The sequence below is a fragment of the Streptomyces sp. NBC_01314 genome (genome assembly GCF_041435215.1).
In the GTDB taxonomy this organism is placed as follows: domain Bacteria; phylum Actinomycetota; class Actinomycetes; order Streptomycetales; family Streptomycetaceae; genus Streptomyces.
Genome location: NZ_CP108394.1, coordinates 6,270,747 through 6,296,806, shown reverse-complemented (window position 1 = coordinate 6,296,806; position 26,060 = coordinate 6,270,747). Strand labels below are relative to the sequence as shown.

Here is a 26,060-nt window from a genome sequence, read left to right as displayed (position 1 = left end):
CAGGGCCTTAGGCTCGATTCGTGGATCGCGCATGGTGGGCCCATTGCGGGGACCTCGTCCCCGGCACGATGCTCACCGGATGTCGGAGATCCTCCTCGTGCTGCTGGCCGGTCTCGCCGCCGGGACGCTGAACGCCGTCGGCGGTGGTGGCACGTTCGTGGCGCTGCCCGCCCTGGTCGCGGTCGGCCTGTCCCCGGTGACGGCGAACGCGGCCTCGACCATCGCCCTCCTGCCCGGCTCGGTGGCCGGCGCCTGGGTCTCCCGGCATGAGATCACCCAGGTAGGAGCGGCCTCCACACGGGCGCTGACCACGACCAGCGTGCTCGGCGGCGGCCTCGGCGCCGTCCTCCTGCTGGTCCTGCCGTCCGCCTCCTTCGACGCCGCCGTGCCCTGGCTGCTGGCCTTCGCCACGGTCGTCCTCGCCTTCGGCCGCCCTGCCCTGCGGCTGTTCGGCGCCGCGTCGGACCGGGCGGCCGGCCTCGGCCCCCGGGCCGTCCTCACCGGACAGTTCCTGCTCGCCGTGTACGGCGGATACTTCGGCGGAGCCGTAGGCATCCTGATGCTGGCCCTGTGGAGCATGGGCCTCGGCCTGGATCCAGCCGCCGGTAACCCGATGCGGATCGCTCAGGTCACCGCCGTCTACCTCAGCGCCGCCGCGCTCTTCCTCGTCGCCTCGGACGCGCTCAGCGCTCCGCTTCTCCTCGCCGCCATGCTCACGGGCGCCGTCGTCGGCGGCTTCGCCGGAGCCCGCCTCGCCCTCCGCCTCCCGGCCCGCGCACTGCGGGCCGTCGTCCTGGGCACGGCGGTGACGATGACGGTCCTGTACTTCCTGCGCGCGGGAATCAGCACCGGCTGACATGACCGGCGATTTGCGCCCCGCCGCCCCTACCCGTTCCCATCCCCAGGGGCTGTGGCCCTTCGACCCCCAAGGCGCGCGTCCGGTGGGGGCTGGTCGCGCAGTTCCCCGCGCCCCTGAAAAGCCAGGGGCTGCGTCCCTTGCTTCTTCGGCCCGAACGGGCCGTGGGCCCTTAGGGGTCCTTGCAGAAAGATCGTGTTGTGGCACGGCGGAGATGTACGTGATCCCGTCTTTTGTGGGGTGTGGCCATGGCGCGGCGGAAGCCGTGGGAGGTCAGTGACGAGTTGTGGGCGGTGATCGAGCCGCTGTTGCCGAAGCATGAGCGGCGGTTCCGGTACCCGGGGCGCAAGCGGATCGATGACCGCAAGACGCTCCAGGGTGTATCGAACCGTACGCCGACCTGAAGACGCACCCTCCCCGCCCCTGAGGTTCCCCCGGTGTGCGGGAGGTGCTGATCAGCTGGTCAGGGCGGGTTGACGGGGTTTCAGGTTCGTTCGTTCGGCCGTTGCCTGGTCGGCGTAGTGCTTCTCCTCGAACTCGACCGGGCTGAGGTAGCCGAGGCGTTTCTGGATGCGCCGGGAGTTATAGTGAAAGTCGGTCCGGGGCGCCATGCTGATGTTTCCACCAGAGGTTTCCCCGAACCGCTTCCCGCACCGGACGTGCGCCTTTCAACGCATCCGGCGCTCCACAGGTCCTGATGGGACGTGTTCTTCTTCTCATCCGGTGATCGGCCATGGGCTTGGGATCTTCGTTCCTCGGAAGCGGTACCACTGCGTGGTGACTTTCTCCGGATCGAAGAGGACTGCCTTCTGGCCGCTGGGCCACCATCCGCCCCCGCAGTAGCGGCGGCGCAATTCCTTCCAAGTCGCGCGGGGGTGCTTTCTCCGCAGCCAATACCAGACGCGTTTCCAGAGGAAGGCGTGCAGGTAGTAGAACGTGACGGAGGAAACCCCCGCTCGGAAGTACGTGGTCCAGCCCCGCAGCACCGAGTTGAGCTGGTACAACAGGTGATCGAACTCCAGGTGCGTTGACTGTCGGCACAACGTCCGGATCTTTCCGGTGATCGAGGTCAGAGACTTCTTGGCCGGGTAGTTGTAGACGTAGTGCTTGTCCGTACCTCGCTTGCGGTGGCGCTGGATGTGCCAGCCGAGGAAGTCGAGGCCGTCGTCGATATGAGTGATCAGGGTCTTCTCCTCGGAAAGCCGCAACCCCATCGTGCTCAGAACTGCGGCGATCTCATCGCGCAGAGTCTCGGCGTGTGCCCGAGTGCCCGAGACCATCAGGCACCAGTCGTCCGCGTACCTTGAAATACGGTAGTTCGGCAGACCTTGGGCCCGGCGCTTGGCCCTGCGGCCGTTGGTCAGCGAGGGACCGCCCGGACCGTCGGCGATGAACTCGTCGAGGACTGAGAGGGCCACATTGCTGAGCAACGGTGAAAGGATCGAACCCTGGGGGGTACCGGCGTTGTTCTCCCTCAGCACGCGATCCTCTCCGAGGATGCCCGCCTTGAGGAACGCCTTGACCAGGGCAAGGACGCGTTTGTCTTCGATCCGAAGACGCACCCGGTCCAACAGAGCGGGGTGCGAGATCTCGTCGAAGCAGGCTTTGATATCGCCCTCCACGATCCACTCGTAGGAGTGGGAGGTGAGGTGGCGGATCTCGGCTATCGCGTCGTGAGCCCGACGGTTCGGGCGAAACCCGTAAGAACACGGGAGGAAATCCGCCTCGAAAATCGGCTCCAACACCAGTTTCAGAGATGCCTGCACGACCCGGTCGGTGATCGTCGCGATCCCCAGACGACGCCACTTGCCGCCCGTCTTGGGGATCATCCGCTCCCGCACCGGCATCGGCTGGAAAGTGCGGTCCCTGAGCGAGACCCGCACCCGGTCGACAAATTCATCGACCCCAACCGACAATGCGATCGACGAAGCAGTGCGCCCGTCGATCCCGGCCGTCTTGGCTCCCTTGTTCCCCCGCACCCGGTCCCACGCGACCAACAGGAAAGCGGGATCGGCGAACACCGGTAGGCCGCTGGCGAGGTGCCGTGTTACCACGGTCCTGCTCCAGCGGCCCCCGGTCCGAACCACGCGGGCACCTTTCGGTGCACGTAGCTCTCCAGCGACTACTCCGTGAATTGCGCGGTGGGTTGCCCCGTATGGATGGCCTCATGACAGCGGGTGCAGACCACGAGGGTTTTTCTCCGCTTCTTTGCCATGTGTTGTGCCCACGGGGGCTGTGGTCGTCCGGACTCGGTGAGATCGGCGAGCTTTCGGACCTGGTGGACTTCCACTTGGTCTATCTGCTCACACAGTTCACACTTGCCCAGGCGGAGCCGTGTAATCAGCTCTTTGCGGGCAACGGGTCGGACTACCGGGCGGTCTTGTAGTACCGCCTTCTTCTGCCGTTTCAGCGGGATTTCGCCGAACCTTCCGACCAGTGGTTTCCTGCCTGCTCGTTGAATGCTGGCCTCGTAGCATGTCCGTGGTCCATCTGGTGTCGAGATCTTGGCCCTGTACTTGCGGGCCATCGCCGACACCGTCGAACGGTGCTTGGCGGCAAGCGTCTTGAGCATGGAGGTCTGTGCGACCCATTTCAGCCGGCTCAGTCTCCAGACGTCACCGGCCAGCAGGTAGTACTGGACGAGACCCCTATATTCCGCTCCGTATGTGCTGATGATCGTGAGGTCGTCACGGTTGAACAGCTCGGTGCGGCGCTCGGGTTTTCCGTGCTTCAGGTAGGGGACACACTTGGATTTGATCACTTGTCGTGGGACGCGCAGAGCGACGCTGCCGTTAACAGACGGGCGGGTCGCGCTGTGCTGGACAGTGATCTCGTAGCCAAGGAAAGACGCTGCCCGGGTACGGGCTTGCGTAACCAGCGTCTTGTCCGGGTTCAGTTCCAACTTGAGTTCGTCTCGAAGGAACTGTGCCAGACGCTGCTTGATTTCCTCAGCTTCGACCTTCGGTCCGGCGAATCCGAGGAGGGTGTCGTCGGCGTACCGGCAGTAGCGGAGTCGCCTGTAGCCCGGATCCTGAGGATCCTTGCTGGACGTTCCCCGTAGCTGTTTACGCAACTCGCGTGCTGCGGTTACATTGCCGCGTTTTCGAGCGCGCACCGCCGCCATTCGTACCCTTGCGTAGGCAGGGTTGTTGGCCCTGCTAGCTCCTCTGGTGTACTGCGGTATCAGAACTGTTTCGATGAACTTGTCCAGCCGGTCCAAGTAAATATTGGAAAGGATCGGCGAAACGACACCGCCCTGTGGGGCTCCACTGAGCGTTTCGTTCCATACCCAATCCTCCAGATATCCGGCTTGTAGCATCTGTTCGATCAGCCGGAGGAGCCGGTTGTCGTGGATTTTCTCAGCCAGCATCGAGAGCATGACCTCGCGGTCAAGGCTTCCAAAGCAGTCTGATATATCACCCTCAATGAACCATGCCGTGCCAGTCCAAAGGTCCGCCACTTCGCTGAGTGCAGTGTGACAGCCCTTGCCGGGACGGAAACCGTGTGAACGGTCAGAAAACCGCGGCTCATAGTACGCCTCCAGCAAGAGGCGGACCACTTCACCGACGAGCTTATCCGACCACGAAGGCAAGCCGAGCGGCCTCTGCTTCCCATTCTTCTTCGGGATGTAGATCCGTTTTGCTGGCTTAAACCGAAACCGCTCGTGACGCAGGGCGTCGATGATGCGTTCAATCTTTGCCAGCGACATGCCGTCTGCGGTTTCTCCATCGACCCCAGGCGTCATGGCTCCATGGTTGGAGTACAGGCGCCCGTAGGCCATCAGATACATCTGCGGATTGAACAGTTGTCGGAACATTTCATTGCACGGCAGGCCACGCCTACCGCGATCACGGAGGATACTCAGTACTGTTTCGGCGCTCTGCATTACGCATACCTCCCAGTCTTCGAATACCCGATCACCTGGCCCCCTTGGCCCTGCGGACGGCCTTCCCGTCCCCCTCGGTAGGGCGTTACTCCTACGACTACTACGGGGCCTCTGTCACCGTAGGGCTCGCGCCCCTTAGGTGATCCCACGTTCGTCTCTGTCATACGTGATAGTGCGACTTAGGATCCTCATTCATCTCCTTGAATGCCCTCGTTGGGCATCGCTCCACATCCCGGAGGATGTATCAGCCACCTCGTGATGCCGATACAGGGTGTGGCGCCGGTATCAGGCACTATTTCCGGCGGGCGTGTTCTTGCACCTTCTGGAGATTGAGGTCTAGGCAATCAAGCTTTATCCGTATCGCACGGGTCCCGCAACGCCTCGCTTCATATGCCTGAACGCGAGCGTTACTTTTCTGGCATGCTATTGTTCCCTGCACCTTTCGGATTCAGGTTAGCCATCGGACCCAGGAACATCCCTCCGAGTTCCTCCCGGCTTAACCGGGGATATAACAGAGCGCTTTCGTGGCGCAGCAAGGTTGAACAGATCATCGAACCGACGGTGAGAATCATCGGTCGCCCAACAGTGCAGCTTGGTCTGGATCTTCAGTACCCGGCGCTCCGCCTGAAATAAGGCGTGCTCCAACTCGTCGGTATTCACCAACGACATCCTCCTGACATTCCAGTTCTTCCGCTGCTGAATTGCTGGCCCCCTTCGCCATGTGCGCGGCTTTCCCGCGCTCGGACTACTACGGGGCCTCCGCCCCACCCGTGGCCATCAGCCGACGACGGGCCTGCCCATCTCCGCGATGGCTTCGCGGAGTTCGGGCGACCACGGATGGTTCCCACGTTCACTGCACGACGTTTCACGAAGGAGGCGTCCGACTTTGCCCCGGCAGCATCGCCAGCGGTATGCCGCAGGCTTTCCCACTGGCCTCACCACCGACGGATCCGGTCGGCTTCTGAGTTGACCGCTCCTGGCGAACCAGAACGGCCACGCGCTGCACCCCGGCCCATATCCACCAGATTTGAGCCGGCACATCGCTTACGGGGCTTTACACCATCGGTTCCTCGCGTACACCTCTCCGTATCGCTTGCCGGACCCGACCTGTCTGGCAGTGCCAGGCCGTCCCGTCGTTGTCAGGACTGCTCTCCATCCTCACCGGCGTCTCCCGGGTCGGACTGTCCTCAGCTACTCCGCCCAGCTGCGACTGAGCGGAGGCAGGGTCCTTTCATCCCCGCACGTCATGCAGCGCCTCGTGGCGCACGAAGCCGTCGATGTACTCGAAGAGCGCGAGGTTCACCTCGGCCCGGGTGGCGAAGACGCGGCCGCGGATGCACTCCGTCTTGATCAGCATCCACAAATTCTCCGCGAGAGCGTTGTCGTACGAGTCCCCGACCGACCCCATGGACGCGTGAACTCCCGCCCGCACCAAGCGAGTTGTCAGCTTCACAGACGTGTACTGCTCAGGTTCAAGGAGTCCCTCGCTGGTTGCGATCATCGTGAGGTCGGTGACCCACAGCCGGTTCGGCGCGGGCGCCGTGAAGTCGCGTTCGACCAGGTCCGGGGCGAGCGTGGCCTTGGGATCGCGGCGCGTGAAGCTGCCCCGGCGCGGGCTGACGCCCGCGATGTCGGCCTCGCGCATCAAGCGCTCGACCCGTTTGCGGCCCACGTGCACGCCTTCGCGCTTCAAGGACGCGTGGACGCGCGGCGAGCCGTAGATCCCGCCCGAATCTGCGTGGATCTGCCGGATCCGCTCGGTCAGCTCCGCGTCCTGGCGGACGCGCTCGCACGGCTCGCGCTCGGCACGACGCCAGCGGTAGTACGTCGAGGAGGCGATGGAAAGTTCCCGGAGTACGCACTCGACCCCCAGGCTGGGATGCTCGTCAACGAGCGCCGTCACCTGGGCCGGGTCGGGTCGAGCTGCGCCGCGAAAAACGCCGAGGCCGTCCGCAGAACCTCGTTCGCCCGCTTGAGCTGGGCATTCTCCTTGCGCAGCGCGGCGAGTTCGGCGCGTTCATCGGTGGTGAGCCGGTCATCGCGCTCGCCGCCGCGTCAACGTCCTCTGGGCCCTTCTGCGCGACGGACGGCGCTACGAGCCAGCTCCGCCGGCAAGGGCTGCCGCATAGGAAGGGACGCGACACGCTGCGCACGGCCAGTTGGCCTGACCGACCCCGTCAGACCAGGCAAAACTCGTTACCTTCCGGGTCTGCCATCACCACGTGATCCGGCCTGCCCTGCAACTCGTCCTCGCGGACCACGGTCGCGCCCGCAGCGGTCAACCGCTCCACCGCCTCGACCACGCGCGGCCAGCGCACCTCCCACGGGGTTTCACGGCCGCCACCAACTTGCACGTCGATATGCAGCCGGTTCTTCGCCACCTTCGGCTCCGGCACCTTCAGGAAGGACAAGGTAGGGCCCACGCCGTCCGGATCTGAGAGGTACGCCCCGTCATCCCACTCGTCCTCCGGAACCTCATGATGCGAGAACCACTCCTCCCAGCTCCCGAACCCTGCGGGCGCGGGCTTCTCCTCGTAGCCCAACGCCAGCGCCCAGAACGCGGCCAGTTTCGCCGGGTACGCGCAGTCGATCGTCAAGCTCCACTTGGTCGCCATGAGCCCTCCCCAGTCGGATGAACGGACTGTACCGCGCACCTCTGACACCTCCTGCCCGCTACCTCAAGCGTGCGCCGCGGCTTGACGAACGGCATTAGGAATCGGTGACACGAACCTACTGATCGTCACCCTTCAGCGACAACGCTCAATGTCCCGTCTCTGCCGATCTGGTCCTTGTCTCAGTTGATCGGGTCCGATGCGCTCGTCGTCTCAGACGATCTGGTCTGCAAGATCGCCTGAGACGAACTGCCATGGGGGACCGGCAGAAGTCACCGAAGGTCGTTTCCTGCGAGGAACCGATGGGCTGCCCGCAGACCTGCCTCGTCCCTGGCCCACAGCCCCCACTTGACCTGCCTCTCCTGCTGAAACAGTTCCGCGAACGTCCGCCACAGGTGTACTCGAAACCCGTCGGACTCCCACCACCACTCCGTGTTCCCGGAACCTTCCCGGATCAGAGATAGCCGTGAAGCCGCTTCCCTGACCCCTGCAGCGGACTGCCCTACGTTCGGCTCCACCACGGGGATCCAGCTCTCGCACTCCCAGTACAGCGCGTCCGCCTCGATCAGGGCGTCGGCGTCCGCGAACACGGCCACATCTGCGGCGAAGCGGTACACCACCGCGCCGTCGCTCCGCAGCGTCACGGAGTAGGGGTGCGCCACCTCGTGGTCGATGAACTCCCCCAGCGGCCCGTGGTCCACGCTTTCCTGGTAGTACGGCCACGGCTCGAAACGAACCTCCTCCTGGAACGACCAGGCCGAGGTGGGATAGACGAGCCCGCCATAGCGCTCCTGGGCCCGCCGGAGCCCGGCGAGCGTCATCGTGGTGTCCACCTCGGGAAACGGCGCGAGCCGCGCGATGACCTCGGTGTCGTCCGGGTTGTCCTGCACGGGGAAAGGAACGGTGCGGGCCCGTGCGGCGAGGAAGCGCCGGCCCCTGTCCGTGAGCCCTCCCGGTGTGTTGAGGATGTGCTGCATCAAGTCATCATCTCCACGGCCGTTCCACGCTCGCACTACAGGGGCGGGACACGGTTATTCGAAACCGTGGAGCTGGACCAGATCAACTGTCTTCGATGCTGGTGCGAAAGAGCTTGCCGCTCTCGTGGGCACGGACGACCGAGGACTGTTCTATGAGACGCTCGGCGAAGGCGCCCAGGGAACCCGGACCGGACAGATGCAGACCCGTCTCACGCAGCGCTTCGCGGCGCAGCTGCTCCGGAAACTTGTTGATCAGCTCGCCGACCAGACCTGCACGGCTCTGCTCGAAGGCGCCGGTGTGCACCTCGCGGTAGTGATGGGACCGGACGAAATGGAGCACGACCAGGTCGCGCAGCGTCGCGACGTGAAGCGGGTCGGCGAACGGAGTGCCGGCATGCACGGCGGCCAACGCGGCAGGAGCACGTCTCTCCACGGCGCACCACAGTTCTTCAGCGGATGCAGAGTCGAACGCGACGAAGTTCTCGGCCCAGCCGCATGCGCGGGTGCTCTTTAAGGGGCGCGGGGAACTGCGCGAGAAGCCCCACCGCACCCGCACCCGCACCCGATCCCTCGCACCCGATCCATCCCGCCCGATCCATCACGCCCACAACCCTCAGGGCCCCGCCCAGAGCCCCTCCTCCGTCAGCCCCAGCAGCTCGATCGCGTTCCGCCGCACGATGCGGTCGACGACGTCCGGGTCCAGGTGCCCCATCTGGGCCTCGCCGACCTGCCGCGACTCGGGCCAAGTCGAGTCGGAATGGGGGTAGTCGGTCTCGTACAACACGTTCCCCACGCCTATCGCGTCGATGTTCTTCAGGCCGAACGCGTCGTCGAAGAAGCAGCCGTACACATGCTCGGCGAACAACTCCGACGGCGGGCGGTGGACCTTGTCGGCGACGCCGCCCCAGCCCCGGTTCTCCTCCCAGACGACGTCCGCGCGCTCCAGGATGTACGGGATCCAGCCGATCTGGCCCTCGGCGTACATGACCCTGAGATTGGGGAAACGCTCGAACTTGCCGCTCATCAGCCAGTCGACCATCGAGAAGCAGCAGTTGGCGAAAGTGATCGTGGAGCCGACGGCGGGCGGCGCGTCGGCGGAGGTCGACGGCATACGGCTCGACGAACCGATGTGCATCGCCACGACCGTGCCCGTCTCGTCGCAGGCGGCGAGGAAGGGGTCCCAGTCGTCGGTGTGGACGGAGGGCAGACCGAGGTGCGGGGGGATCTCGGAGAAGGCCACGGCGCGGACCCCCCGGGCCGCGTTGCGACGCACCTCCGCCGCCGCCAGTTCGGCGTCCCAGAGGGGGATGAGGGTGAGCGGGATGAGCCGGCCCCGCGCCTCGGGGCCGCACCACTCCTCCACCATCCAGTCGTTGTACGCCCGGACGCCGAGCAGCCCCAGTTCGCGGTCCGCGGCCTCGGTGAACGTCTGGCCGCAGAAGCGCGGGAAGGTCGGGAAGCAGAGGGCCGACTGGACGTGGTTGACGTCCATGTCCGCGAGGCGCTGCGGGACGTCGTACGAGCCGGGGCGCATCTGCTCGTACGTGATGATCTCCAGCTTGATCTCGTCCCTGGAGTAGCCGACGGCGGTGTCCAGGCGGGTCAGCGGGCGGTGCAGGTCCTCGTAGACCCACCAGTCGCCGATCGGGCCGTCGTCGCCGGGTGCGCCCATCACGGGCTTGAAGCGGCCGCCGAGGAACGTCATCTCCTTCAGCGGCGCGCGGACTATGCGGGGGGCCGTGTCCAGGTACTTCTTCGGGAGCCTGTCCTGCCAGACGTTCGGGGGCTCCACCGTGTGGTCGTCGACGGAGATGATCTTCGGGAAGGTGGTGGTGTCGGCGGTGGGATCCGTGGCGCTCGTCTCCAAGGTGTCCATGTCCGCCACGGTAGCGCCGATCTGACGACCCGTCAGTAACCTGGTGTCCGCTCTCCGCCCGACGCCCCGTAAGCCGCGCCGAGCGACACCGACCCCGTCCGGCCCGCCAGGAGACGCCTGGACACGCCAGGTGACGGAAGGACATCGGGGTGTGAACGCGCGAGGAGAGCATGTGCGGACCGGGTGACATCCCGCGTCGCTCCCTGTGATCGCCCTCCCCCACGGCTGACGGATCCGCCATGAACAAGGCAAACTGGCCTGGTTGCCAGGCAGCTTGGGGGGCGTCGATGGGTGGTGAACCGGGAGTGCCGGAGATCGGTGTGCCGCGCGTGCCGGAGCAGAGGGGTGCCGTGGACGCCCGGATTCCGCAATCGGACCCCCGGGCCGCGGCCGAGTTGCGCTTCGCCGTGCTCGGACCCGTGCGGGCCTGGCGCGGCGCCGAACCCCTCGCCACCGGCTCGCCCCAACAACGCGCCCTGCTCGCCGCCCTGTTGCTCCGCGAGGGCCGCACGGCCACCGCACACGAGCTGATCGACGCGCTGTGGGGCGACGATCCGCCGTCGCAGGCGCTGGCCGCCGTACGGACGTACGCCTCGCGGCTGCGCAAGGTACTCCCCGGTGTGCTGGTCAGCGAGTCCGGCGGCTACGCGGTCCGCGCGCTGCCCGGCGGCGCGCTGGACCTCGCCGTGGCCCAGGAACTGGCCACCGACGCCGAGAAGGCCAAGAACTCCGGGGATCTGTGCCAGGCACGCCATCTCCTCAACAAGGCGCTGGGCCTGTGGGACGGGGAGGTCCTGGCGAGCGTTCCGGGACCGTACGCGGAGACCCAGCGGACCCGCTTGGAGGAGTGGCGTCTCCAACTGGTCGAAACTCGACTCGACATGGACCTGGAGCAGGGCTGCCACGCGGAGGCGATCTCCGAACTGACCGCCCTCACCGCCGCGCACCCTCTGCGGGAGCGTCTGCGCGAGCTGCAGATGCTGGCGCTGTACCGCAGCGGGCGGCAGGCGGAGGCCCTCGCGGTGTACGCCGACACGCGCCGCCTCCTCGCCGACGAACTGGGCGTGGACCCCCGCCCGGGTCTGCGGGAGTTGCAGCAGCGCATCCTGCAAGCGGACCCGGGCCTCGCAGAACCCTCCGCCCCCCTCACCCCGGAGCTCGCCGCTGCCCCCGTCCGGCCCGCCCAACTTCCCGCCACCGTCCCCGACTTCACCGGCCGCGCCTCCTTCGTGGGCGACCTGAGCAAGGTGCTGGCGGAGGCGTCCGGCGCCGAGGGCCAGGTGATGGCCGTGTCCGCGCTGGCGGGCATCGGCGGCGTCGGCAAGACGACTCTCGCGGTGCATGTGGCCCATCAGGCCCGGTCGGACTTCCCGGACGGCCAGCTGTACGTCGACCTCCAGGGCGCCGGGTCCCGCCCCGCCGAGCCGGAGACGGTCCTCGGCTCGTTCCTGCGGGCGCTCGGCACGGCCGACTCCGCGATCCCCGACTCCCTGGAGGAGCGGGCCGCGCTGTACCGGTCGGTGCTGGACGGCCGCCGGGTGCTGGTCCTGCTCGACAACGCGCGGGACGCCGCCCAGGTACGGCCCCTGCTGCCCGGCACGGCGGGCTGCGCGGCCCTGGTCACCGCCCGGGTGCGCATGGTGGACCTGGCCGGCGCCCACCTCGTCGACCTCGACGTGATGTCCCCCGACGAGGCCCTGACGCTCTTCACGAAGATCGTCGGCGAGGAGCGCGTCGCGGCGGAACGCAAGGCCGCGCTCGACGTCGTCGCGGCCTGCGGTTTCCTGCCCCTCGCCATCCGCATCGCCGCCTCCCGCCTGGCCGCGCGCAGAACGTGGACGGTGTCCGTCCTTGCCGCCAAACTCGCGGACGAGCGGCGGCGGTTGGACGAGCTGCAGGCCGGCGACCTCGCGGTGAAAGCCACCTTCGAGCTGGGCTACGGCCAGTTGGAGCCCGCCCAGTCCCGCGCCTTCCGCCTCCTGGGCCTGGCGGACGGCCCGGACATCTCCCTGGCCGCCGCGGCTGCCGTACTCGACCTGCCGCCGGAGGACGCCGAGGACGTCCTGGAGATCCTCGTCGACACGTCCCTGCTGGAATCCGCGGCTCCCGGCCGCTACCGCTTCCACGACCTGGTACGGCTCTACGCGCGTGCATGCGCCGAACGGGACGAGCAGCCGCCGGGCATGGGGGCACCTCCCACGCCTTTCGGGCTGTGGGGGAGGGACGCGGCGATGTCACGGCTGCTGGACTTCTATCTGGCGACCGCGTCGGAGGTGTACGCGATCGAGCGGCCCGGGGACCGGCTGGTGGACGATCTGGAGGCCACCGAGCATCCGGGGCTGCGCTTCAGCGACGGATCCGCGGCTCTGGACTGGCTGTACAGCGAGGCCTCGCCCCTGCTGGCCTGCGTACGGCAGGCGGCGGGCACGGACCGGCTGCGGCGGGCGGTGGATCTGCTGTGGGCGGCCCGGGACCTGGCCGAGTCGGGTGCCAACTCCCACCAGTACGAGACGACCGCACGGGCGGTGTGCGAAGCCACGCAGCAGGTCCGTGACGTGCGCGCCGAGGGGCGGGCCCGCGCGACCCTCACCAACGTGCTGCTGGTTTCGGGCCGCATCCACCAGGCCGCGGAGGAGGCGCGGCTCGCCATGGAGTGCGCGGCCGACGCCGAGGACTCGACCGCCAATAGCTGGGCGTCCCAGGACCGTGGCGTCATCGCTCTTCACCAGCACCGGTACGCGGACGGAAAGGTCTTCTTCGACCAGGCTCTGGAGGGGTTCAGGGAGGCCGGCAACGGGCTCTGCGAAGCCACCGCCCTGGGCAACCTCTCGCGGGCCCACATGGGGATGGGCAACACCGCCAAGGCCGTCGAGTTCGCCCAGCACGGCCTCGCCGTCCACATCGAGGTGGGCAGCACGATGCGGCTGGCCAACGGCTACTACGCCCTGGGAGTGGCACTGACCGCGGCCGGGCGGCACGCGGAGGCCCTCGGTCAGTTCTCCGAAGCGCTGACCATCTTCATGGAGCACCGACAGCGGCTCTGGGCGGGAACCACCTACTTCAGGATCGCCGAGGCCCACAGTGTCGCCCGTCGTCCCGCCCAGGCGGCCCAGTACGCCGAACAGGCCCTCGCCCTCGGATGCATCGGCGGCGACCGGATGCGGGGCAACGTCCTGACTCTCCTGGGGCGGGCGCTCTCCAGGCTGGGCCAGGCGGACCGGGCCAGGGCCTGCTGGCGTGAGGCGCTCAACCTCCACGAGGAGAACGGCGCCCCCGAGGCCGACGAGGTACGCGCCCTGCTCACGCCTCTCACAGCGGCCTGAGCGACGTACGTCCCGCCGGACGGCAGCCGGCGTTCAGCATTCGTTTATCGCCGCCCGGCACTCTCATACGTGCCAGACCGTCGCGTCGGGGGGCAGGCGGTCTGAACAGGAGCGCAACCAGTTACGGTGCAGCTCCGCATCGCCCGTCCGGCGGCCCTCGGGGGAGCTTCCGGGCGGGCGTTCCTGACTCGTCATCACAGCAGTAGGGACACGGGACATGAGCAACACGCAGAAGGACGGGGACGTCACCCCGCTCGACACCAACATGCCCACTCCGCCGGAGAACCCGGAGATCACCACGCTCGACACCAACATGCCCGCACCGCCGAAGAAGCCGGGCCCCAAGCCGCTGGACACCAACATGCCCAGCGAGCCGGCCGCGGACGCCATCAGGACGATGGACACCAACATGCCCGCACCGCCCGCCCTCGGCGGCGGCGGCAAGTAGGCACACGCCGGACTTCCGTTCCCACGGGGATCGGCCGCGGTGGCGCGGAGGGGGAGCCACCGCGGCCGAAGTGTGTCCGGGGGCCGGCCCCAGGGTCTGTCGTCACATTCCCGTCGTCGCCCGCAGGGCAGGCGGGAACGCGACGACAGACCCTAGACCGCCCACGACCGGAGAACCTCGGCCACGCTTCCGGCGGTACAGCTCTCCTTCTTCAGCTCGGTCGCCAGCGCGGAGACCCGCCGCTGATCCAGCTTGGCCGGGGCTCCGGAGGCGATCAGATACGCGTGGGCGACCGCGACCGCCACTCGGAGGTTCGAGCGCTCCAGCCACCTCATGCGGCCGAGGGAGTGGGCAAGGGCCGCCGCCTTGGCGTACGCACCCTGGTACACGTCCTGACCGACGAGCACCGCCCGATGCCGTTCCACGGTGGCGATCGCCACTCCGTAGTCGTCGATGGCGGGGTCGTCCTGGCCCGCCCGCTGCGCGACCTCCAGGATCCACGCGAGGTCGATGTCGACGTTCACCTACCGGACTCCCCCTCGATCTCGTCGAGGAGATCGCCGTACTCGTCGAGCACCTCCTGCGCGGCAGCCATGAAGACGGCACGCACCTGCTCGTTGTCGTTCCGGATGAGTTGCTCGACATACTCGTTGACCGGTATCCGCCGCGTGGCCGCCGCCTGGCGTGCCATCTCGGCGGTGTCGTCCTCCATACGGATGTTGATCTGGGTCTTGGCCATGCCTGGACGGTATCACCAGATACCAGGCAGGGCTATCCGGTGATACCAGGCGTGCCTCGGACCCGCTCAGGAAGGAGCCCCGTCAGCCTGCCCTCCCCCGCAGCTCCCCCTTCACCACCTTCCCGCTCGCGTTCCTCGGCAGCTCCCCCACGAACTCCACCGACCTCGGCACCTTGTAGTTGGCCATCTCGCGCCGGGACCAGGCGATGAGGTCGTCGCCGGTGAGCGGGGATCCCGGGCGGCGGACGACGTACGCCTTGCCGACCTCGCCGAGGCGGGTGTCCGGGACACCGATGACCGCCACGTCGGCCACGTCCGGGTGGAGGCCGAGGAGTTGCTCGATCTCGGCCGGGTACGCGTTGAAGCCGCCGACGATGAACATGTCCTTGATCCGGTCGGTGATGCGGAGGTTGCCGTCGTGGTCGAGGACGCCGACGTCACCGGTGCGGAGCCAGCCGTCGGCCGTGACGGCGCGGGCGGTCTCGGCGGGGTCCTCGAAGTAGCCCCGCATGACGTTGAAGCCACGGACGAGCACCTCCCCGGGGGAGCCGGGCGGCAGGGCGGTCCCCAGCGGGTCGACGACCCGTACCTCCGTCCCCGGGACAGCCCGACCGGACGTCGACGCGATCACCGACGGCTCGTCGCCGCGTCGGCACATCGTGACGATGCCGGAGGCCTCTGACAGGCCGTACGCCGTCAGGACGGTGTCCACGCGCAGCTCCGCCCGCAGCCGTTCGACCAGTTGGAGCGGCACCACCGCCGCGCCCGTCACCACCAGGCGCAGGGCGCTCAGGTCGTAGTCGTCGCGGGCGGGGTGGTCCAGGAGGGACTGGTGGAGGGTGGGCGGGCCGGGGAGGACGGAGACGCGTTCCGCCGCCACGTTGGCCATCGCCGTCTCCACGTTGAACACCGGCTGCGGAATCATCGTCGCGCCCCGCATGAGGCACGCGATGACGCCCGCCTTGTAGCCGAAGGTGTGGAAGAAGGGGTTCACGATGAGGTAGCGGTCGCCCTGGCGGAGCCCGGCCAGCTCGCTCCACACCTCGTACGCCCGCAGGGTCTGCGCGTGGGTGATCACCGCGCCCTTGGGCCGGCCGGTGGTGCCGGAGGTGAAGATGATGTCGGAGGGGGAGTCACCCGTCAGCCCGGCCGACCTCGCCCGCACCTCCCCCGCCCCCACCCTGTCGCCGCTCGCGAGGAAGTCCTTCCAGGTGCGGAAGTCGGCGGGGGCGTCGTCCGACAGCACCACCACCTGCTCCAGATGCGGGAGTCCGGGCAGCGGGCCCGGCCGCTCGCACACGCTCCCGGCCCCCGGCGCCCGCAGCCGCCCGCCGTCCGCGCCCGCGGCCCGCCGCAGCGAGGCCACGTACGACGTCCCCAGGAACGTGCCGGTGATGAACAGCAGCTTCGCCCGGCTGCGCGCCAGGACGTCCGCCGTCTCGCCGCCCTTGAAGCGGGTGTTCAGCGGGACGAGCACCGCGCCCGCCGAGACCGCGCCGAGCGCGGAGACGATCCAGTCGAGGGAGTTCGGCGCCCAGAGCGCGACCCGGTCACCGACCCCGACCCCGTTCGCGACGCACGCCGCCGCCGCGCGCTCCACCCGCGCGCCCAGCTCCGCGTACGAGACCCGCGTACGCCCGTCGACGACGGCCTCGACCCCGCCGAACCGCCGGGCCGCCGAGCGGACCAGCCCCGGGAGGGTCCCCCACTCCACGTCACCGCGCCCATCCAAGTCACCGCGCACAGCAGGCCTCCGTACCGAGAACCAATAGCTGACTACCCGTCAGATTAGCTGTACCCTGACGGACTGTCAGCAGCCGGCCGGGGCTGAACCACCCCCTGGCCCATGCCCCTGTGCGGAGGTGTGCCCCATGGCCGTGCTCAAGGACGCGACAGCGATCGTCGGTATCGGCCAGACCCCCTTCGCCAAGCAACTACCGGAGACGGAACGGGCGTTGGCGTGCCGGGCGATCCTCGCCGCCCTCGACGACGCCGGCGTGGCCCCGGACGAGGTCGACGCGCTCGCCTCGTACACGATGGAGGAGACGGACGAGGTCGAGGTCGCCAAGACGCTCGGCTTCGGGGACCTCACCTTCTTCAGCAAGGTCGGCTACGGCGGCGGCGGTTCCTGCGCCACGGTCGCGCACCTGGCCGCCGCGATCGCGACCGGGCAGGCCACGGTCGGCGTCGCCTGGCGGTCACGGAAGCGCGGTTCCGGACCCCGCCCGTGGAAGAACACGACCGCCCAACTCCCCACACCCGCCCAGTGGACCCGCCCCTTCGGCCTGCTCCGGCCCGCCGACGAGATAGCCATGCTCGCCCGCCGCCACATGCACGAGTACGGCACGACCCGCGACCACCTCTTCAACGTCGCCCTGGCCTGCCGGAACAGAGCGAACCAGAACCCCGCCGCGATCATGTACGAGCGCCCGCTGACCCGCGATATGTACATGAACTCCCGCTGGATCAGCGAACCTCTCTGCCTCTTCGACAACTGCCTGGAGACGGACGGGGCGTTGGCGTGCGTCCTCGTCTCCGCCGAGCGCGCCCGCGACTGCCGCCGGGCCCCCGTCTACGTCCACTCCGCCGCCCAGGGCCTGCCCGCCCAGCACCACGGCATGGTCAACTACTGGAACGACGACCCGCTGACCGGCCCCGCCTGGACCGCCGCCCGCCACCTCTGGAAACACGCGGACATCACCCCGGACGACATCGACGTCGCCCAGATCTACGACGCCTTCACCGCCCTCATCCCGCTCTCCCTGGAGGGCTACGGCTTCTGCGGCCGGGGCGAGGGCGGCGCGTTCACCGAGGGCGGCGCCCTGGAGAGCGGTGGCCGGCTGCCCCTCAACACCTCCGGGGGCGGCCTCAGCGAGGCGTACGTGCACGGCTTCAACCTGATCACCGAGGGCGTACGGCAGCTGCGCGGCACGAGCACCGCCCAGGTGCCGGGAGCGGCGACCTGCCTGGTGACGGCGGGCGAGGGCGTACCGACGTCCGCCCTGCTGCTTCGGAACTGAGGAGTTGACTCGCATGCTCACCCCTGTCGTGGACGACGACGGCGCCCCTTTCTGGGGGTACGCCGCCCAAGGCGAACTGCGCATCCAGGCCTGCGCCGACTGCGGCGAACTCCGCTTCCCGCCCCGCCCCTGCTGCCCGCACTGCCGCTCCTTCGCGACCGAGTGGCGCCAGGTCAGCGGCCGGGGCCGCGTCTGGTCGTATGTCCTCCCCCACCCGCCCCTGCTCCCCGACTACGCCGAGCAGGCCCCGTACAACGTCGTCCTCGTCGAACTGACCGACGCCCCCCGCATCCGCCTCGTCGGCAACCTGGTGACCGAGCCGGGCGCCCGCCTCGACTCCGTCCCCGTCGGACGCCTCCGCATCGGCGCCCGGGTCCAGGTGGTCTTCACCGCCGCCGGCCTCCCCCAATGGGTACTGGAGCGACCATGACCCTGCGCACGACGACGGACAAGGACACGGGCGTCGCGCTCCTCACCCTGGACCGCCCGGAGAAACTGAACGCGATCGACCTGCCGACGGCGGAGCAACTGACCTTGCTTTGGCGGGAGTTGAGATACGACGACACCGTACGGGCCGTCGTCCTGACCGGCGCCGGCGACCGCGCCTTCTGCACGGGCCTCGACCGGGACGCGGCGAAGGCCGTCCCCCAGCCGAACTCCCCGTACACGATCGAGGACCCCCTCCTCAGGATCGGCCCGAAGTCCAACGACCTCTGGAAGCCGGTGATCGCGGCGGTGAACGGCATGGCCTGCGGCGGCGCCTTCTACCTCCTCGGCGAGTCCGACTTCCTCGTCGCCGACTCCTCCGCGACCTTCTTCGACCCCCACACCACCTACGGCATGGTCAGCGCCTTCGAGTCGATCCTCATGGCCCAGCGGATGCCGTACGGGGAGGCCGCGCGGATGGCGTTGATGGGCACCGCCGAGCGAATGTCGGCGAACCGGGCGTACGAGGTGGGGCTGGTGTCGGAGGTGACGGAACCCGGCGAGGCCGTCGCCGCCGCGGTGCGGTGCGCCGAGGTGATCGCCGGGTATCCGCCGGAGGCCGTCCAGGGCACGGTCCGCGCCTGCTGGGCCGCCCGGGAGGCGGCACGGGCGCACGCCCTCGCGTACGCCCCGCACCTCGTCTCGTTGGGCAACCTGCCTGGGGAACGGCAGGCGGAGCTGTTCACGGGGCGCCGACCCGGTGGCTACCGGATGCGATGAGCCCTCGCCCCACCTGACACAGCCGACTCAGCCGACTCAGCCGACTCAACGGAACGGCTCGGCCTCCGGTTCCGCCACGCAGCGGTCGACCGACGACGCCAAGCTCTTCTTCGCCAACTCGATGTCGACGGTCACCTTGTCGTCGGCGAGCACGTCGACCTTCCAGGTCTCGTCCTTGAGCGTGGCCCCGTCCTTGTCCTTGAACGAGACGTCGACCCAGAACGTGGCGTCCCTCGAATTCGGGTTGGTCACTTCGACGGTCGCATACGGCTTCTTCACCGTCGCGCACTTCACCAACCGCACGGTCGCCGGCTTCAACTGCCTCTTGCCCGACCCGGTGCCGTTGGTACCCCCGGACGAGCTGCCGCCCGAGGACGAGGACGAGTTGTCGTGGTCCTGGGACGAGGAGCTGCAACCACCACCCCCGCCCCCGCCGTCACTGCTGCCGCCACTGGAACTGGTGCCACCGTGACCACGCCCCGTGGAGAACCCGGTCAGAGCGAGCACGACTACCGCTGTCATCGACGCGAACTTCAGTCCACGCCCCCGTATTTGCATGCGCATGCCCACACCATAGTCACCCCGCGGCGGCCCGGATGTCCCGACCGGAGAGAGGGTGTCCGCCGGATCACCCGCGCTCAGCGCCGGGCGTTCTCCGGCACCGTGAGCAGCTCGCCGGTGGACGGGTCCACGACCAGCTGTTCCGCCATCACCCGGTACGCGGCCGCCCGGACAGCGTCTGCGAGCTGAAGAACCGCAAGAGCGGCCTGTGCCTGGGGATTTCGGGCGCGAGCACCGCCAACGGGGCGGTGTCCGCCCAGTTCGCCTGCGACGGCTCGACCAATCAGGGCTGGTCGTTGATCACCCGCTAGCCGACCGCCCCGCTCGCTCCGACGCTTTCGACAGCTCCGCCGACGATGCCCCGGACACCGACCGGTCCGGGGCGCCACGACGGGTCAGGCGTCGGCCCCATCTCTGGGCAGGCGCCTCGATGCAGTGGTACGTCAGCACGCACACCGGCAACAGCACAACGTAGAAAGCCACTTCGAGGACGAGGTCGTCGTGGCGCCGACGGCCGATCGTGCCGTCGCTCACCGCCAGGAGCAGCGGATGCACGAGGTAGACCGAGTAACTGATCGTGCCCAGGCCCGTCAGCAGACGCGGGATCCGCCGCCCGCGCAACGCCAGCCCGACGCCGAAGGTGACCACCGCCAGCAGGAAGGACACGATCCAGGCGCGCCGCGTGAAGTGGCCCCCGTCGCCGTCGACATACGCACTGCCCACCGCGCAGGCGACCACCACGGCCGCCGCGCACCCCGCGTACGACCAGCCGCTCTGACCGGTGTCGGCCCGGTACACCGCCGTACCCAGGAACATCACGGCGAGAATCACCAGGCCCTCCCACACCGGGACCGTGCCGTTGAAGGCGACCAGCCCCAGCGCGAGAACCCCGCCCAGCACACCCCCGAACACCTGCAGCGCAACCGACCCCGTGCACGCACAGCAGATGGCGACGACCATCACGACCGAGGCGAGCGCGATCAGCCGGCCGGTGCCCAGGGCGTTGGACAGCGCCGACGCCGGCAGCACGAACCCCACCGCCACGCTCAGCGCGGCGAGCGCCGCCAGCGTGACGGCGACCGCGCCGGACCGCCGGTGCAGACGAACCGTGAAAAGGGCGACGACCAGCAGGTAGAAGGCCATCTCGTACGAGAGCGTCCACAGGACGAGCAGGAGATTGGGAGTGCCCAACAGCTCCTGGAACAGGGTGAGATGGGCCAGAGCCACCGAGGCGAGGCTCTGCCCGCCGAAGTCCCGGATCTCCGCCACGCCGAAGTAGTCGGCCACGAGCAGACCGGTGACGACGGCCGCGCACAGCGGATAGATACGGAAAAGACGGCCGGTCCAGAACGTCCTCACACAGCCCCGGCGTTCCAGCGACGCGGGAATGATGTAGCCGCTGACCAGGAAGAACACCATGATGCCGTAACGGCTGGTGTTGAACTCCGGCATCAGCTCCCGTCGGAACTCCGCCATGAAGGAGTACGACGAGTGGTCGAACACCACGACGAGCGCCGCGATGCCGCGCAACGCGTCCAGCCAGCCGAGCCGCGACGCGCCGGACGAGGCCGACCGGGGCGACGCGGAGTGTGAGGGCTTCATACCCGTTCTCACGTGCTGTTCTTCTCCTGTGTTCAGCTCGACTCCGCTGGGCACCCCCGAGCGGATACCGGCGCGCCGGGGTACGGGGTGGCGCTCATGCCGGAGGGGGACGGAACCCGGCGGGCCCCACCTCCGCGCGGTGCGATGTGCCGAGGTGATCGCCGGGCGCCCACCGAAAGCCGTCCAGGGCACGGTACGCCCCTGCCGGGCCACCCGAGAAGCGGCGCCGGCGCCCGCCCTCGCGTATGCCCAACACCTCATGTCGTTGGGCAGTCAACTCGGGTAAGGGCAGCAGAAGTTGTTCGCTGAGCGACGGCGGGGTGGGTTCCGGATGGGGCGAGAAGCGTCAAAGCACGGACAATTCACCGAACAAATGTGAAGCGTTTCACACCGCACCTTCACTTGATTTAGGTTACTCATAGATTTTGTCCAGATGTGAGTCTCTGGTTAAGAGTCTGTGATGCTCGTATGTTGCGACCTGATCGTTTGATCGCCCATATTCAGTCATAGCTCAACACCGCTTGGCGGGGACCATACATATGAATACGCACGGGGGAAGACGTCGGCTCCGCAGAGCCAGCATGGTGCTTTCCGCAGCGCTGATGCTGGCGGCGAGCACATCCGAGGGCGCCACGGCCGCGACCGACGGGGGTGTCGGCACCTCGGCAGTTGACGCCACCAAGGCCGCTGGGACCGCCGAAACGGGCGGGTCGGCCGTTGAGACCGGAGAAGGTGAAGCCGGCGAGGACACCAGGGCGCTGGCCAAGGCCGAGCGCACGGGCAAACTGGTGGAGATCACCTCGCTGCGCGGTGAGAGCAGCGAGGTGTACGCCACGCCGGAGGGTCACCTGGAGGCCCGGGAGCATCTGCGTCCGGTGCGGACGCGGGTGGACGGCGAGTGGCGGGAGATCGACACCACGCTGGCGCGCGGCGCGAACGGGTCGGTCGCACCCAAGGCCACCACCGTCGGGCTGACGTTCTCGGGCGGGGGCTCGGACCCGCTGGTGCGGATGACGAAGAACGGCCGCGAACTGGCGTTGTCCTGGCCCGAGAAGCTGCCCGCCCCGGAGCTGAGCGGGAACACCGTCACCTACCCGGACGTGCTGCCCGACGTGGACCTGCGGATGACGGCGCAGCAGGACGGCTTCACCCAGCTTCTGGTCGTCAAGTCGGCCGAGGCCGCGAAGAGCACGGAACTGAACGAACTCCGTCTGGAGTTGGACGCCGACGGCATGACGGTCAAGGAGACCGAGGACGGCGGCCTGGCGGCGATCGACGACGGCGCCAAAAGCGCGGTCTTCGAGGCCCCTCGCCCGGTGATGTGGGACTCCAGCGACAAGGCGCCCGACGCCGCGGAACAATCCGCGACACAGTCCTCCGACAGGGTTGCCTCGAAGGCGTCCTCGGTCTCCGCACCGCGCTCCACCACCGCGTCCGCCACGACGACCGCCGTCACCGCGGCCGACGACGGCGGGGACAACCCGGAGGCCGTCGCCGCCGAGTCCGCGAACGTGGCCCCGGTCGGTGTGGACGTCCCCGCCGCGCAGGACGCGCTGGTGCTGACGCCCGACCGCGACGTGCTCCGGGGCAAGGACACGGTGTACCCCGTCTTCATCGACCCTCAGTTCTACTCCCCGAAGGCCTCCGCGTGGACGATGGCCTCCGAGTACTGGGCGTCGTCGCCGCAGTGGAAGTTCAACGGCGAGTCGGACGCGGGCCTCGGGTACTGCAACTGGGCCTACTGCGCGCCGCACGACACCAAGCGGCTCTTCTACCGCATCCCGACCTCGAAGTTCGCGGGCCGGACCGTGCTGGAGGCGGAGTTCGTGGTCCGTAACACCTGGTCGGCGTCCTGCTCCGACCGGAGCGTGGAGCTGTGGCGTACCAAGGACATCTCCTCGTCGACGACGTGGAACTCGCAGAACGCGTCCGGCTTCTGGATCGACCACCTCAAGACGGCGTCCTTCGCCTACGGATTCACCGGATGTGCCGCGAAGGACGCGGAGTTCAACGTGAAGTCCGCGATACAACTGGCGGCGGACAAGAAGTGGCCGACGATGACCTTCGGCATGAAGGCGGCGAGCGAGTCCGACGCCTACGGCTGGAAACGGTTCTCGGACGACGCCTTCCTGCGCGTGGAGTACAACCGGCCGCCGCCGCAGGTGAAGATGTCGCAGCTGGTCATGGAGTACGGCGGTTCGTGCAAGAAGCCCGAGAACGCCCCGCGCGTACGCACCCTGGGCACGATCCGCGCGAACGACATCACCGACCCCGACGGCGACGCCGTCAAGGTGGAGTTCCGGGCGAACTGGGACACCGGGGACGGCAAGGGCTCGGTCACCCGCTGGAAGTCCGGTCTGACGAAGGCGAAGGACTCCGGCTCTGACTTCGTGATCACCCTGCCGTCCTCCATCCCCACCAACAAGACGGTCAACTGGTACGTCCAGTCCTACGACGGGGCCCAGTACTCGCCGTGGTCGTCCACGGGCAACGCGACCGGCTGTTACTTCGTGTACGACACGAGCGTGCCGAAGGCACCGAGCATCTCCTCCGCCATCTATCCGGCCTCCGACCCGGAAGACCCCGAGGACCCCTGGCACGACGGAGTGGGCCAGTACGGCAGCTTCGTGATCACCGGGGCCGTCTCCGACGTGACGAAGTACTGGTACGGCGTCAACGGCGACCCGGTCTCCGCCAACACGGTCACCACCTCGGGCGGCGCGGCCAGGACCGTCCCCGTACTGCCGCTCAAGCCGGGCCTGAACACCTTCACCGCGCGGTCCTTCGACGCCGCCGGCAACGGCTCCGAGATCCGCGCCTATCAGTTCCGCGTCAAGGCGGGGCAGCTCGAACGCGCGGGCTGGTCGATGGACGAGGCGGCCGGCGCCACCCAGGCGGCGGGCAGCGCACCTCAGCAGACCGCGACCCTGCACGGCGGCCCGACGCCGGACGTGGAAGGCAAGATCGGCAAAGCGGTGCAGTTCGACGGTGTCGACGACTACGCCACCACCGATGTCGCCACCATCAACACCGACGTGAGCTTCACGGTGTCGGCGTGGGTGAAGCTGTCGGCGATGCCGTCCGACGCGGCGGTCGTCGCCGCCCAGCGGGGCAACAACGCGCCGGGCTTCGAGCTGTACTACTCCAAGGGGTACGACCGCTGGGTGTTCAACCAGTACAGCTCCGACAGCACCAGCGGCACTCCCGTCCGGGCCATGCAGGCCGCCGCCGGCGGGGTCAAGGCCGGCGAGTGGACGCATCTGGTCGGCATGTATGCCGCCGGTGAGCAGCAGCTGAAACTCTTCGTCAACGGCACGCTGGCCGGGACCACCGCCTACAGCACGGGGTGGAACGCGCGGCGCGGCATGGTGATCGGCGGCAACGTCCTCAGCGGCACACCGACAGCTCCGTTCCCCGGCGCCATCGACGAGGTGAAGACCTACGAGAAGCCGCTGTCGGCGGCCGAGGTGTCGACCCTCTACAGCTCAGACTCGATCGGCGCCGGACGTCCGGCCCGCGCGGTCTTCCACATGGACGACGCCGCCGACGCCACCGCGCTGACCGGCCGGGCCGACGTGAACCCCGCGGTCCTCAAGGGCGGGGCCACCACCGGCGCGGCAGGGGTGGACGGCAACGCCCTGACCCTGGACGGCACCGACGACTACGCCATCACGAGCGGCCCGCACATCAACACCTCGTACAGCTACGCCGTCTCGGCCTGGGTGAAGCTGTCGAAGACCAAACCGAACCACGCCGCCACGGTCGCCTCGCAGATCGGCAGCACGGTCACGGGGCCGGAGCTCTACTACTCCAGTTCCTACGACCGCTGGGTGTTCAACCAGCACAGCGCCGACACCGCCGACTCCTCGGTGGTGAGGGCAATGCAACCCGAGGGCACCACCGCGTACGGCGGTGAGTGGACGCATCTGGTCGGTGTGCAGGACACCGTGGCCGACAAGCTCTCGCTGTACGTCAACGGGACGCTGGCCGGCACCACCGCCACGACCTCCACCTGGTACGCCGGGGGCGCGGTGCAGATCGGCGCCAGCGCGTTCGAACGTACGCCCACCTCGTTCTTCCCCGGCCAGATCGACGACGTACGGCTCTTCGACCGGCCGGTGTCCGCCGGTGAGGTGCAGCAGCTGTTCAAGCAGCGCGCGGTGGTCAAGGGCCGCTGGAAGTTCGAGACGGCCACCGGCACTCCGTCGCTGTCGCCCGACGCCTCGGCCTCCGGTAACGCCATGACCCTCTACAACGGCGCCCAGACGGGCTCGGGCTGGGTCGACGGTGCCGTCACCCTCGACGGCACCAACGACTACGCCGCGGCCTCCGTGGTCCCGGTCGACACCGCCGCCAGCTTCACCGTCAGCGCCTACGTCCAGGCGGCCGCGACACCGACGAGCCCGGTCACCGTCGTCAGCGCTCCGGGAGCCAAGAAGAGCGCGTTCGCGGTGCGCTACGAGCCCAGCGCCACCCCGGCCACCGATCCGGGCCGCTGGCGGATCGCCACGGCCGACTCCGACAGCGACTCCGCCGCCGTTTCCGACGTCGGCAACGGCATGTTCTACAGCCCCACCGACTGGAACCATCTGGCACTCGTCTACGACGGGTTCTCCAAGGAGGTCCGCCTCTACGTCAACGGCGAACTCCAGGAGACCGCCTGCGCCGACGCCGACGAGGACGGGGCGCAGGACGACGCGAGCTGCGCCGACACCGTCTCGTGGGCCGACGACGTGCTGACCTACAAGGCCGCGAAGACGCTGCAGCTCGGCCGGGACACGACGGGCACCACGTCCGGCCAGTACTTCCCCGGCTCGCTCTCCGACGTCTGGGTCTTCCAGGGCGCGCTGACCGAGACCCAGATCGATCACCTCGCCGTCGGCATGCCGGGCGTGGAGACCGCCGTCCCCAGCGGCGGCTGACCGGTCCAGTCAGGGGGGAGCGGGCCGGCCGC

At 68.4% G+C, this 26,060-nt stretch carries 22 protein-coding genes and 1 pseudogene; 10 read left to right on the top strand and 13 right to left on the bottom strand.

Annotation, left to right across the window (positions count from 1 at the left end):
• Nucleotides 1-79 precede the first annotated feature (79 nt).
• Both OG622_RS27700 and OG622_RS27695 read left to right on the top strand, forming a co-directional pair.
• On the top strand, nt 80-856 hold the full coding sequence (locus OG622_RS27700) for a sulfite exporter TauE/SafE family protein (RefSeq protein ID WP_371579329.1): 777 nt from the start codon (nt 80-82) through the stop codon (nt 854-856).
• A gap of 248 nt (nt 857-1,104) precedes the next feature.
• Nucleotides 1,105-1,239: pseudogene (locus OG622_RS27695) on the top strand (IS5/IS1182 family transposase); the annotation flags it as partial.
• Nucleotides 1,240-1,311: 72 nt separating this feature from the next.
• On the opposite strand, the gene OG622_RS27690 reads toward OG622_RS27695, so the two are convergent.
• The 8 genes from OG622_RS27690 to OG622_RS27655 form a co-directional block, all read right to left on the bottom strand.
• Nucleotides 1,312-1,467, bottom strand: a complete 156-nt coding sequence (locus OG622_RS27690; protein WP_371579328.1) for an IS3 family transposase — start codon at nt 1,465-1,467, stop codon at nt 1,312-1,314.
• Nucleotides 1,468-1,572: 105 nt separating this feature from the next.
• Nucleotides 1,573-2,877 carry a group II intron reverse transcriptase/maturase gene (gene ltrA / locus OG622_RS27685; RefSeq protein WP_371574200.1) on the bottom strand — a complete coding sequence of 435 codons (1,305 nt, stop codon included), beginning with the start codon at nt 2,875-2,877 and terminating at the stop codon, nt 1,573-1,575.
• Between the two features lie 101 nt (nt 2,878-2,978).
• Nucleotides 2,979-4,742, bottom strand: coding sequence for a reverse transcriptase domain-containing protein (locus OG622_RS27680; RefSeq protein ID WP_371574201.1), 1,764 nt, complete (start codon nt 4,740-4,742; stop codon nt 2,979-2,981).
• Nucleotides 4,743-5,973: 1,231 nt separating this feature from the next.
• Complete coding sequence (locus tag OG622_RS27675) at nt 5,974-6,645, bottom strand: IS3 family transposase (protein WP_371579327.1); 672 nt, start codon at nt 6,643-6,645, stop codon at nt 5,974-5,976.
• Between the two features lie 274 nt (nt 6,646-6,919).
• On the bottom strand, nt 6,920-7,357 hold the full coding sequence (locus OG622_RS27670) for a VOC family protein (protein ID WP_266309316.1): 438 nt from the start codon (nt 7,355-7,357) through the stop codon (nt 6,920-6,922).
• A gap of 269 nt (nt 7,358-7,626) precedes the next feature.
• A complete protein-coding gene (locus tag OG622_RS27665; protein WP_371579326.1) occupies nt 7,627-8,331 on the bottom strand; it encodes a hypothetical protein in 705 nt (234 codons plus the stop codon).
• Nucleotides 8,332-8,413: 82 nt separating this feature from the next.
• Entirely contained in the window at nt 8,414-8,887 is a 474-nt protein-coding gene (locus OG622_RS27660; RefSeq protein ID WP_371579325.1) for a hypothetical protein, read from the bottom strand.
• 57 nt (nt 8,888-8,944) lie between these two features.
• Nucleotides 8,945-10,207: an amidohydrolase family protein gene (locus tag OG622_RS27655; RefSeq protein WP_371579324.1), complete on the bottom strand. Its 1,263-nt coding sequence runs from the start codon at nt 10,205-10,207 to the stop codon at nt 8,945-8,947.
• Nucleotides 10,208-10,494: 287 nt separating this feature from the next.
• On the opposite strand from OG622_RS27655, the gene OG622_RS27650 reads away from it, so the two are divergent.
• Complete coding sequence (locus OG622_RS27650; RefSeq protein WP_371579323.1) at nt 10,495-13,530, top strand: BTAD domain-containing putative transcriptional regulator; 3,036 nt, start codon at nt 10,495-10,497, stop codon at nt 13,528-13,530.
• 217 nt (nt 13,531-13,747) lie between these two features.
• Nucleotides 13,748-13,978 carry a hypothetical protein gene (locus OG622_RS27645; protein WP_371579322.1) on the top strand — a complete coding sequence of 77 codons (231 nt, stop codon included), beginning with the start codon at nt 13,748-13,750 and terminating at the stop codon, nt 13,976-13,978.
• A 152-nt stretch (nt 13,979-14,130) separates the two neighbouring features.
• On the opposite strand, the gene OG622_RS27640 is transcribed toward OG622_RS27645, so the two are convergent.
• From OG622_RS27640 to OG622_RS27630, 3 genes are all read right to left on the bottom strand, one after another.
• On the bottom strand, nt 14,131-14,502 hold the full coding sequence (locus OG622_RS27640; protein ID WP_371579321.1) for a fic family toxin-antitoxin system, toxin component: 372 nt from the start codon (nt 14,500-14,502) through the stop codon (nt 14,131-14,133).
• Nucleotides 14,499-14,717, bottom strand: a complete 219-nt coding sequence (locus OG622_RS27635) for a hypothetical protein (RefSeq protein WP_371579320.1) — start codon at nt 14,715-14,717, stop codon at nt 14,499-14,501. The genes OG622_RS27640 and OG622_RS27635 overlap by 4 nt, the downstream gene beginning before the upstream one ends.
• Before the next feature lie 82 nt (nt 14,718-14,799).
• Nucleotides 14,800-16,461, bottom strand: a complete 1,662-nt coding sequence (locus OG622_RS27630; RefSeq protein WP_371579319.1) for a fatty acid--CoA ligase family protein — start codon at nt 16,459-16,461, stop codon at nt 14,800-14,802.
• Between the two features lie 127 nt (nt 16,462-16,588).
• Here OG622_RS27630 and OG622_RS27625 point away from each other — a divergent pair, with 127 nt between their 5' ends.
• From OG622_RS27625 to OG622_RS27615, 3 genes are read left to right on the top strand one after another with little or no spacing between them, the layout of a single operon-like run.
• Nucleotides 16,589-17,737, top strand: coding sequence for a lipid-transfer protein (locus OG622_RS27625; protein ID WP_371579318.1), 1,149 nt, complete (start codon nt 16,589-16,591; stop codon nt 17,735-17,737).
• Nucleotides 17,738-17,750: 13 nt separating this feature from the next.
• Nucleotides 17,751-18,167, top strand: a complete 417-nt coding sequence (locus tag OG622_RS27620; protein ID WP_371579317.1) for a Zn-ribbon domain-containing OB-fold protein — start codon at nt 17,751-17,753, stop codon at nt 18,165-18,167.
• Nucleotides 18,164-18,943, top strand: a complete 780-nt coding sequence (locus OG622_RS27615; RefSeq protein ID WP_371579316.1) for an enoyl-CoA hydratase/isomerase family protein — start codon at nt 18,164-18,166, stop codon at nt 18,941-18,943. Before OG622_RS27620 ends, OG622_RS27615 begins: the two co-directional genes overlap by 4 nt.
• 45 nt (nt 18,944-18,988) lie before the next feature.
• On the opposite strand, the gene OG622_RS27610 is transcribed toward OG622_RS27615, so the two are convergent.
• Nucleotides 18,989-19,195 carry a hypothetical protein gene (locus tag OG622_RS27610; protein WP_371579315.1) on the bottom strand — a complete coding sequence of 69 codons (207 nt, stop codon included), beginning with the start codon at nt 19,193-19,195 and terminating at the stop codon, nt 18,989-18,991.
• Between OG622_RS27610 and OG622_RS27605 the strand changes: the two genes are divergently transcribed.
• Entirely contained in the window at nt 19,188-19,415 is a 228-nt protein-coding gene (locus tag OG622_RS27605; protein WP_371579314.1) for a hypothetical protein, read from the top strand. The genes OG622_RS27610 and OG622_RS27605 overlap by 8 nt on opposite strands.
• A gap of 124 nt (nt 19,416-19,539) precedes the next feature.
• Nucleotides 19,540-19,815, top strand: coding sequence for an RICIN domain-containing protein (locus OG622_RS27600; protein WP_371579313.1), 276 nt, complete (start codon nt 19,540-19,542; stop codon nt 19,813-19,815).
• On the opposite strand, the gene OG622_RS27595 is transcribed toward OG622_RS27600, so the two are convergent.
• Nucleotides 19,805-21,106, bottom strand: coding sequence for an acyltransferase family protein (locus OG622_RS27595; RefSeq protein WP_371579312.1), 1,302 nt, complete (start codon nt 21,104-21,106; stop codon nt 19,805-19,807). The two genes, OG622_RS27600 and OG622_RS27595, sit on opposite strands and share 11 nt — an antisense overlap.
• A 581-nt stretch (nt 21,107-21,687) precedes the next feature.
• Between OG622_RS27595 and OG622_RS27590 the strand changes: the two genes are divergently transcribed.
• Entirely contained in the window at nt 21,688-26,028 is a 4,341-nt protein-coding gene (locus OG622_RS27590) for a LamG-like jellyroll fold domain-containing protein (RefSeq protein ID WP_371579311.1), read from the top strand.
• Nucleotides 26,029-26,060 lie beyond the last annotated feature (32 nt).

Bases quoted from the DNA above. Each gene is read 5' to 3' on its own strand.
- OG622_RS27600 (WP_371579313.1), top strand. From the start codon at position 19,540: ATGTCCCGACCGGAGAGAGGGTGTCCGCCGGATCACCCGCGCTCAGCG.
- OG622_RS27635 (WP_371579320.1), bottom strand. From the start codon at position 14,717: ATGGCCAAGACCCAGATCAACATCCGTATGGAGGACGACACCGCCGAG.
- OG622_RS27650 (WP_371579323.1), top strand. From the start codon at position 10,495: ATGGGTGGTGAACCGGGAGTGCCGGAGATCGGTGTGCCGCGCGTGCCG.
- OG622_RS27690 (WP_371579328.1), bottom strand. From the start codon at position 1,467: ATGGCGCCCCGGACCGACTTTCACTATAACTCCCGGCGCATCCAGAAA.
- OG622_RS27700 (WP_371579329.1), top strand. From the start codon at position 80: ATGTCGGAGATCCTCCTCGTGCTGCTGGCCGGTCTCGCCGCCGGGACG.
- OG622_RS27620 (WP_371579317.1), top strand. From the start codon at position 17,751: ATGCTCACCCCTGTCGTGGACGACGACGGCGCCCCTTTCTGGGGGTAC.
- OG622_RS27595 (WP_371579312.1), bottom strand. From the start codon at position 21,106: ATGAAGCCCTCACACTCCGCGTCGCCCCGGTCGGCCTCGTCCGGCGCG.
- OG622_RS27590 (WP_371579311.1), top strand. From the start codon at position 21,688: ATGGTGCTTTCCGCAGCGCTGATGCTGGCGGCGAGCACATCCGAGGGC.
- OG622_RS27665 (WP_371579326.1), bottom strand. From the start codon at position 8,331: ATGCAGCACATCCTCAACACACCGGGAGGGCTCACGGACAGGGGCCGG.
- OG622_RS27680 (WP_371574201.1), bottom strand. From the start codon at position 4,742: ATGCAGAGCGCCGAAACAGTACTGAGTATCCTCCGTGATCGCGGTAGG.
- OG622_RS27625 (WP_371579318.1), top strand. From the start codon at position 16,589: ATGGCCGTGCTCAAGGACGCGACAGCGATCGTCGGTATCGGCCAGACC.
- OG622_RS27670 (WP_266309316.1), bottom strand. From the start codon at position 7,357: ATGGCGACCAAGTGGAGCTTGACGATCGACTGCGCGTACCCGGCGAAA.
- OG622_RS27645 (WP_371579322.1), top strand. From the start codon at position 13,748: ATGAGCAACACGCAGAAGGACGGGGACGTCACCCCGCTCGACACCAAC.
- OG622_RS27615 (WP_371579316.1), top strand. From the start codon at position 18,164: ATGACCCTGCGCACGACGACGGACAAGGACACGGGCGTCGCGCTCCTC.
- OG622_RS27655 (WP_371579324.1), bottom strand. From the start codon at position 10,207: ATGGACACCTTGGAGACGAGCGCCACGGATCCCACCGCCGACACCACC.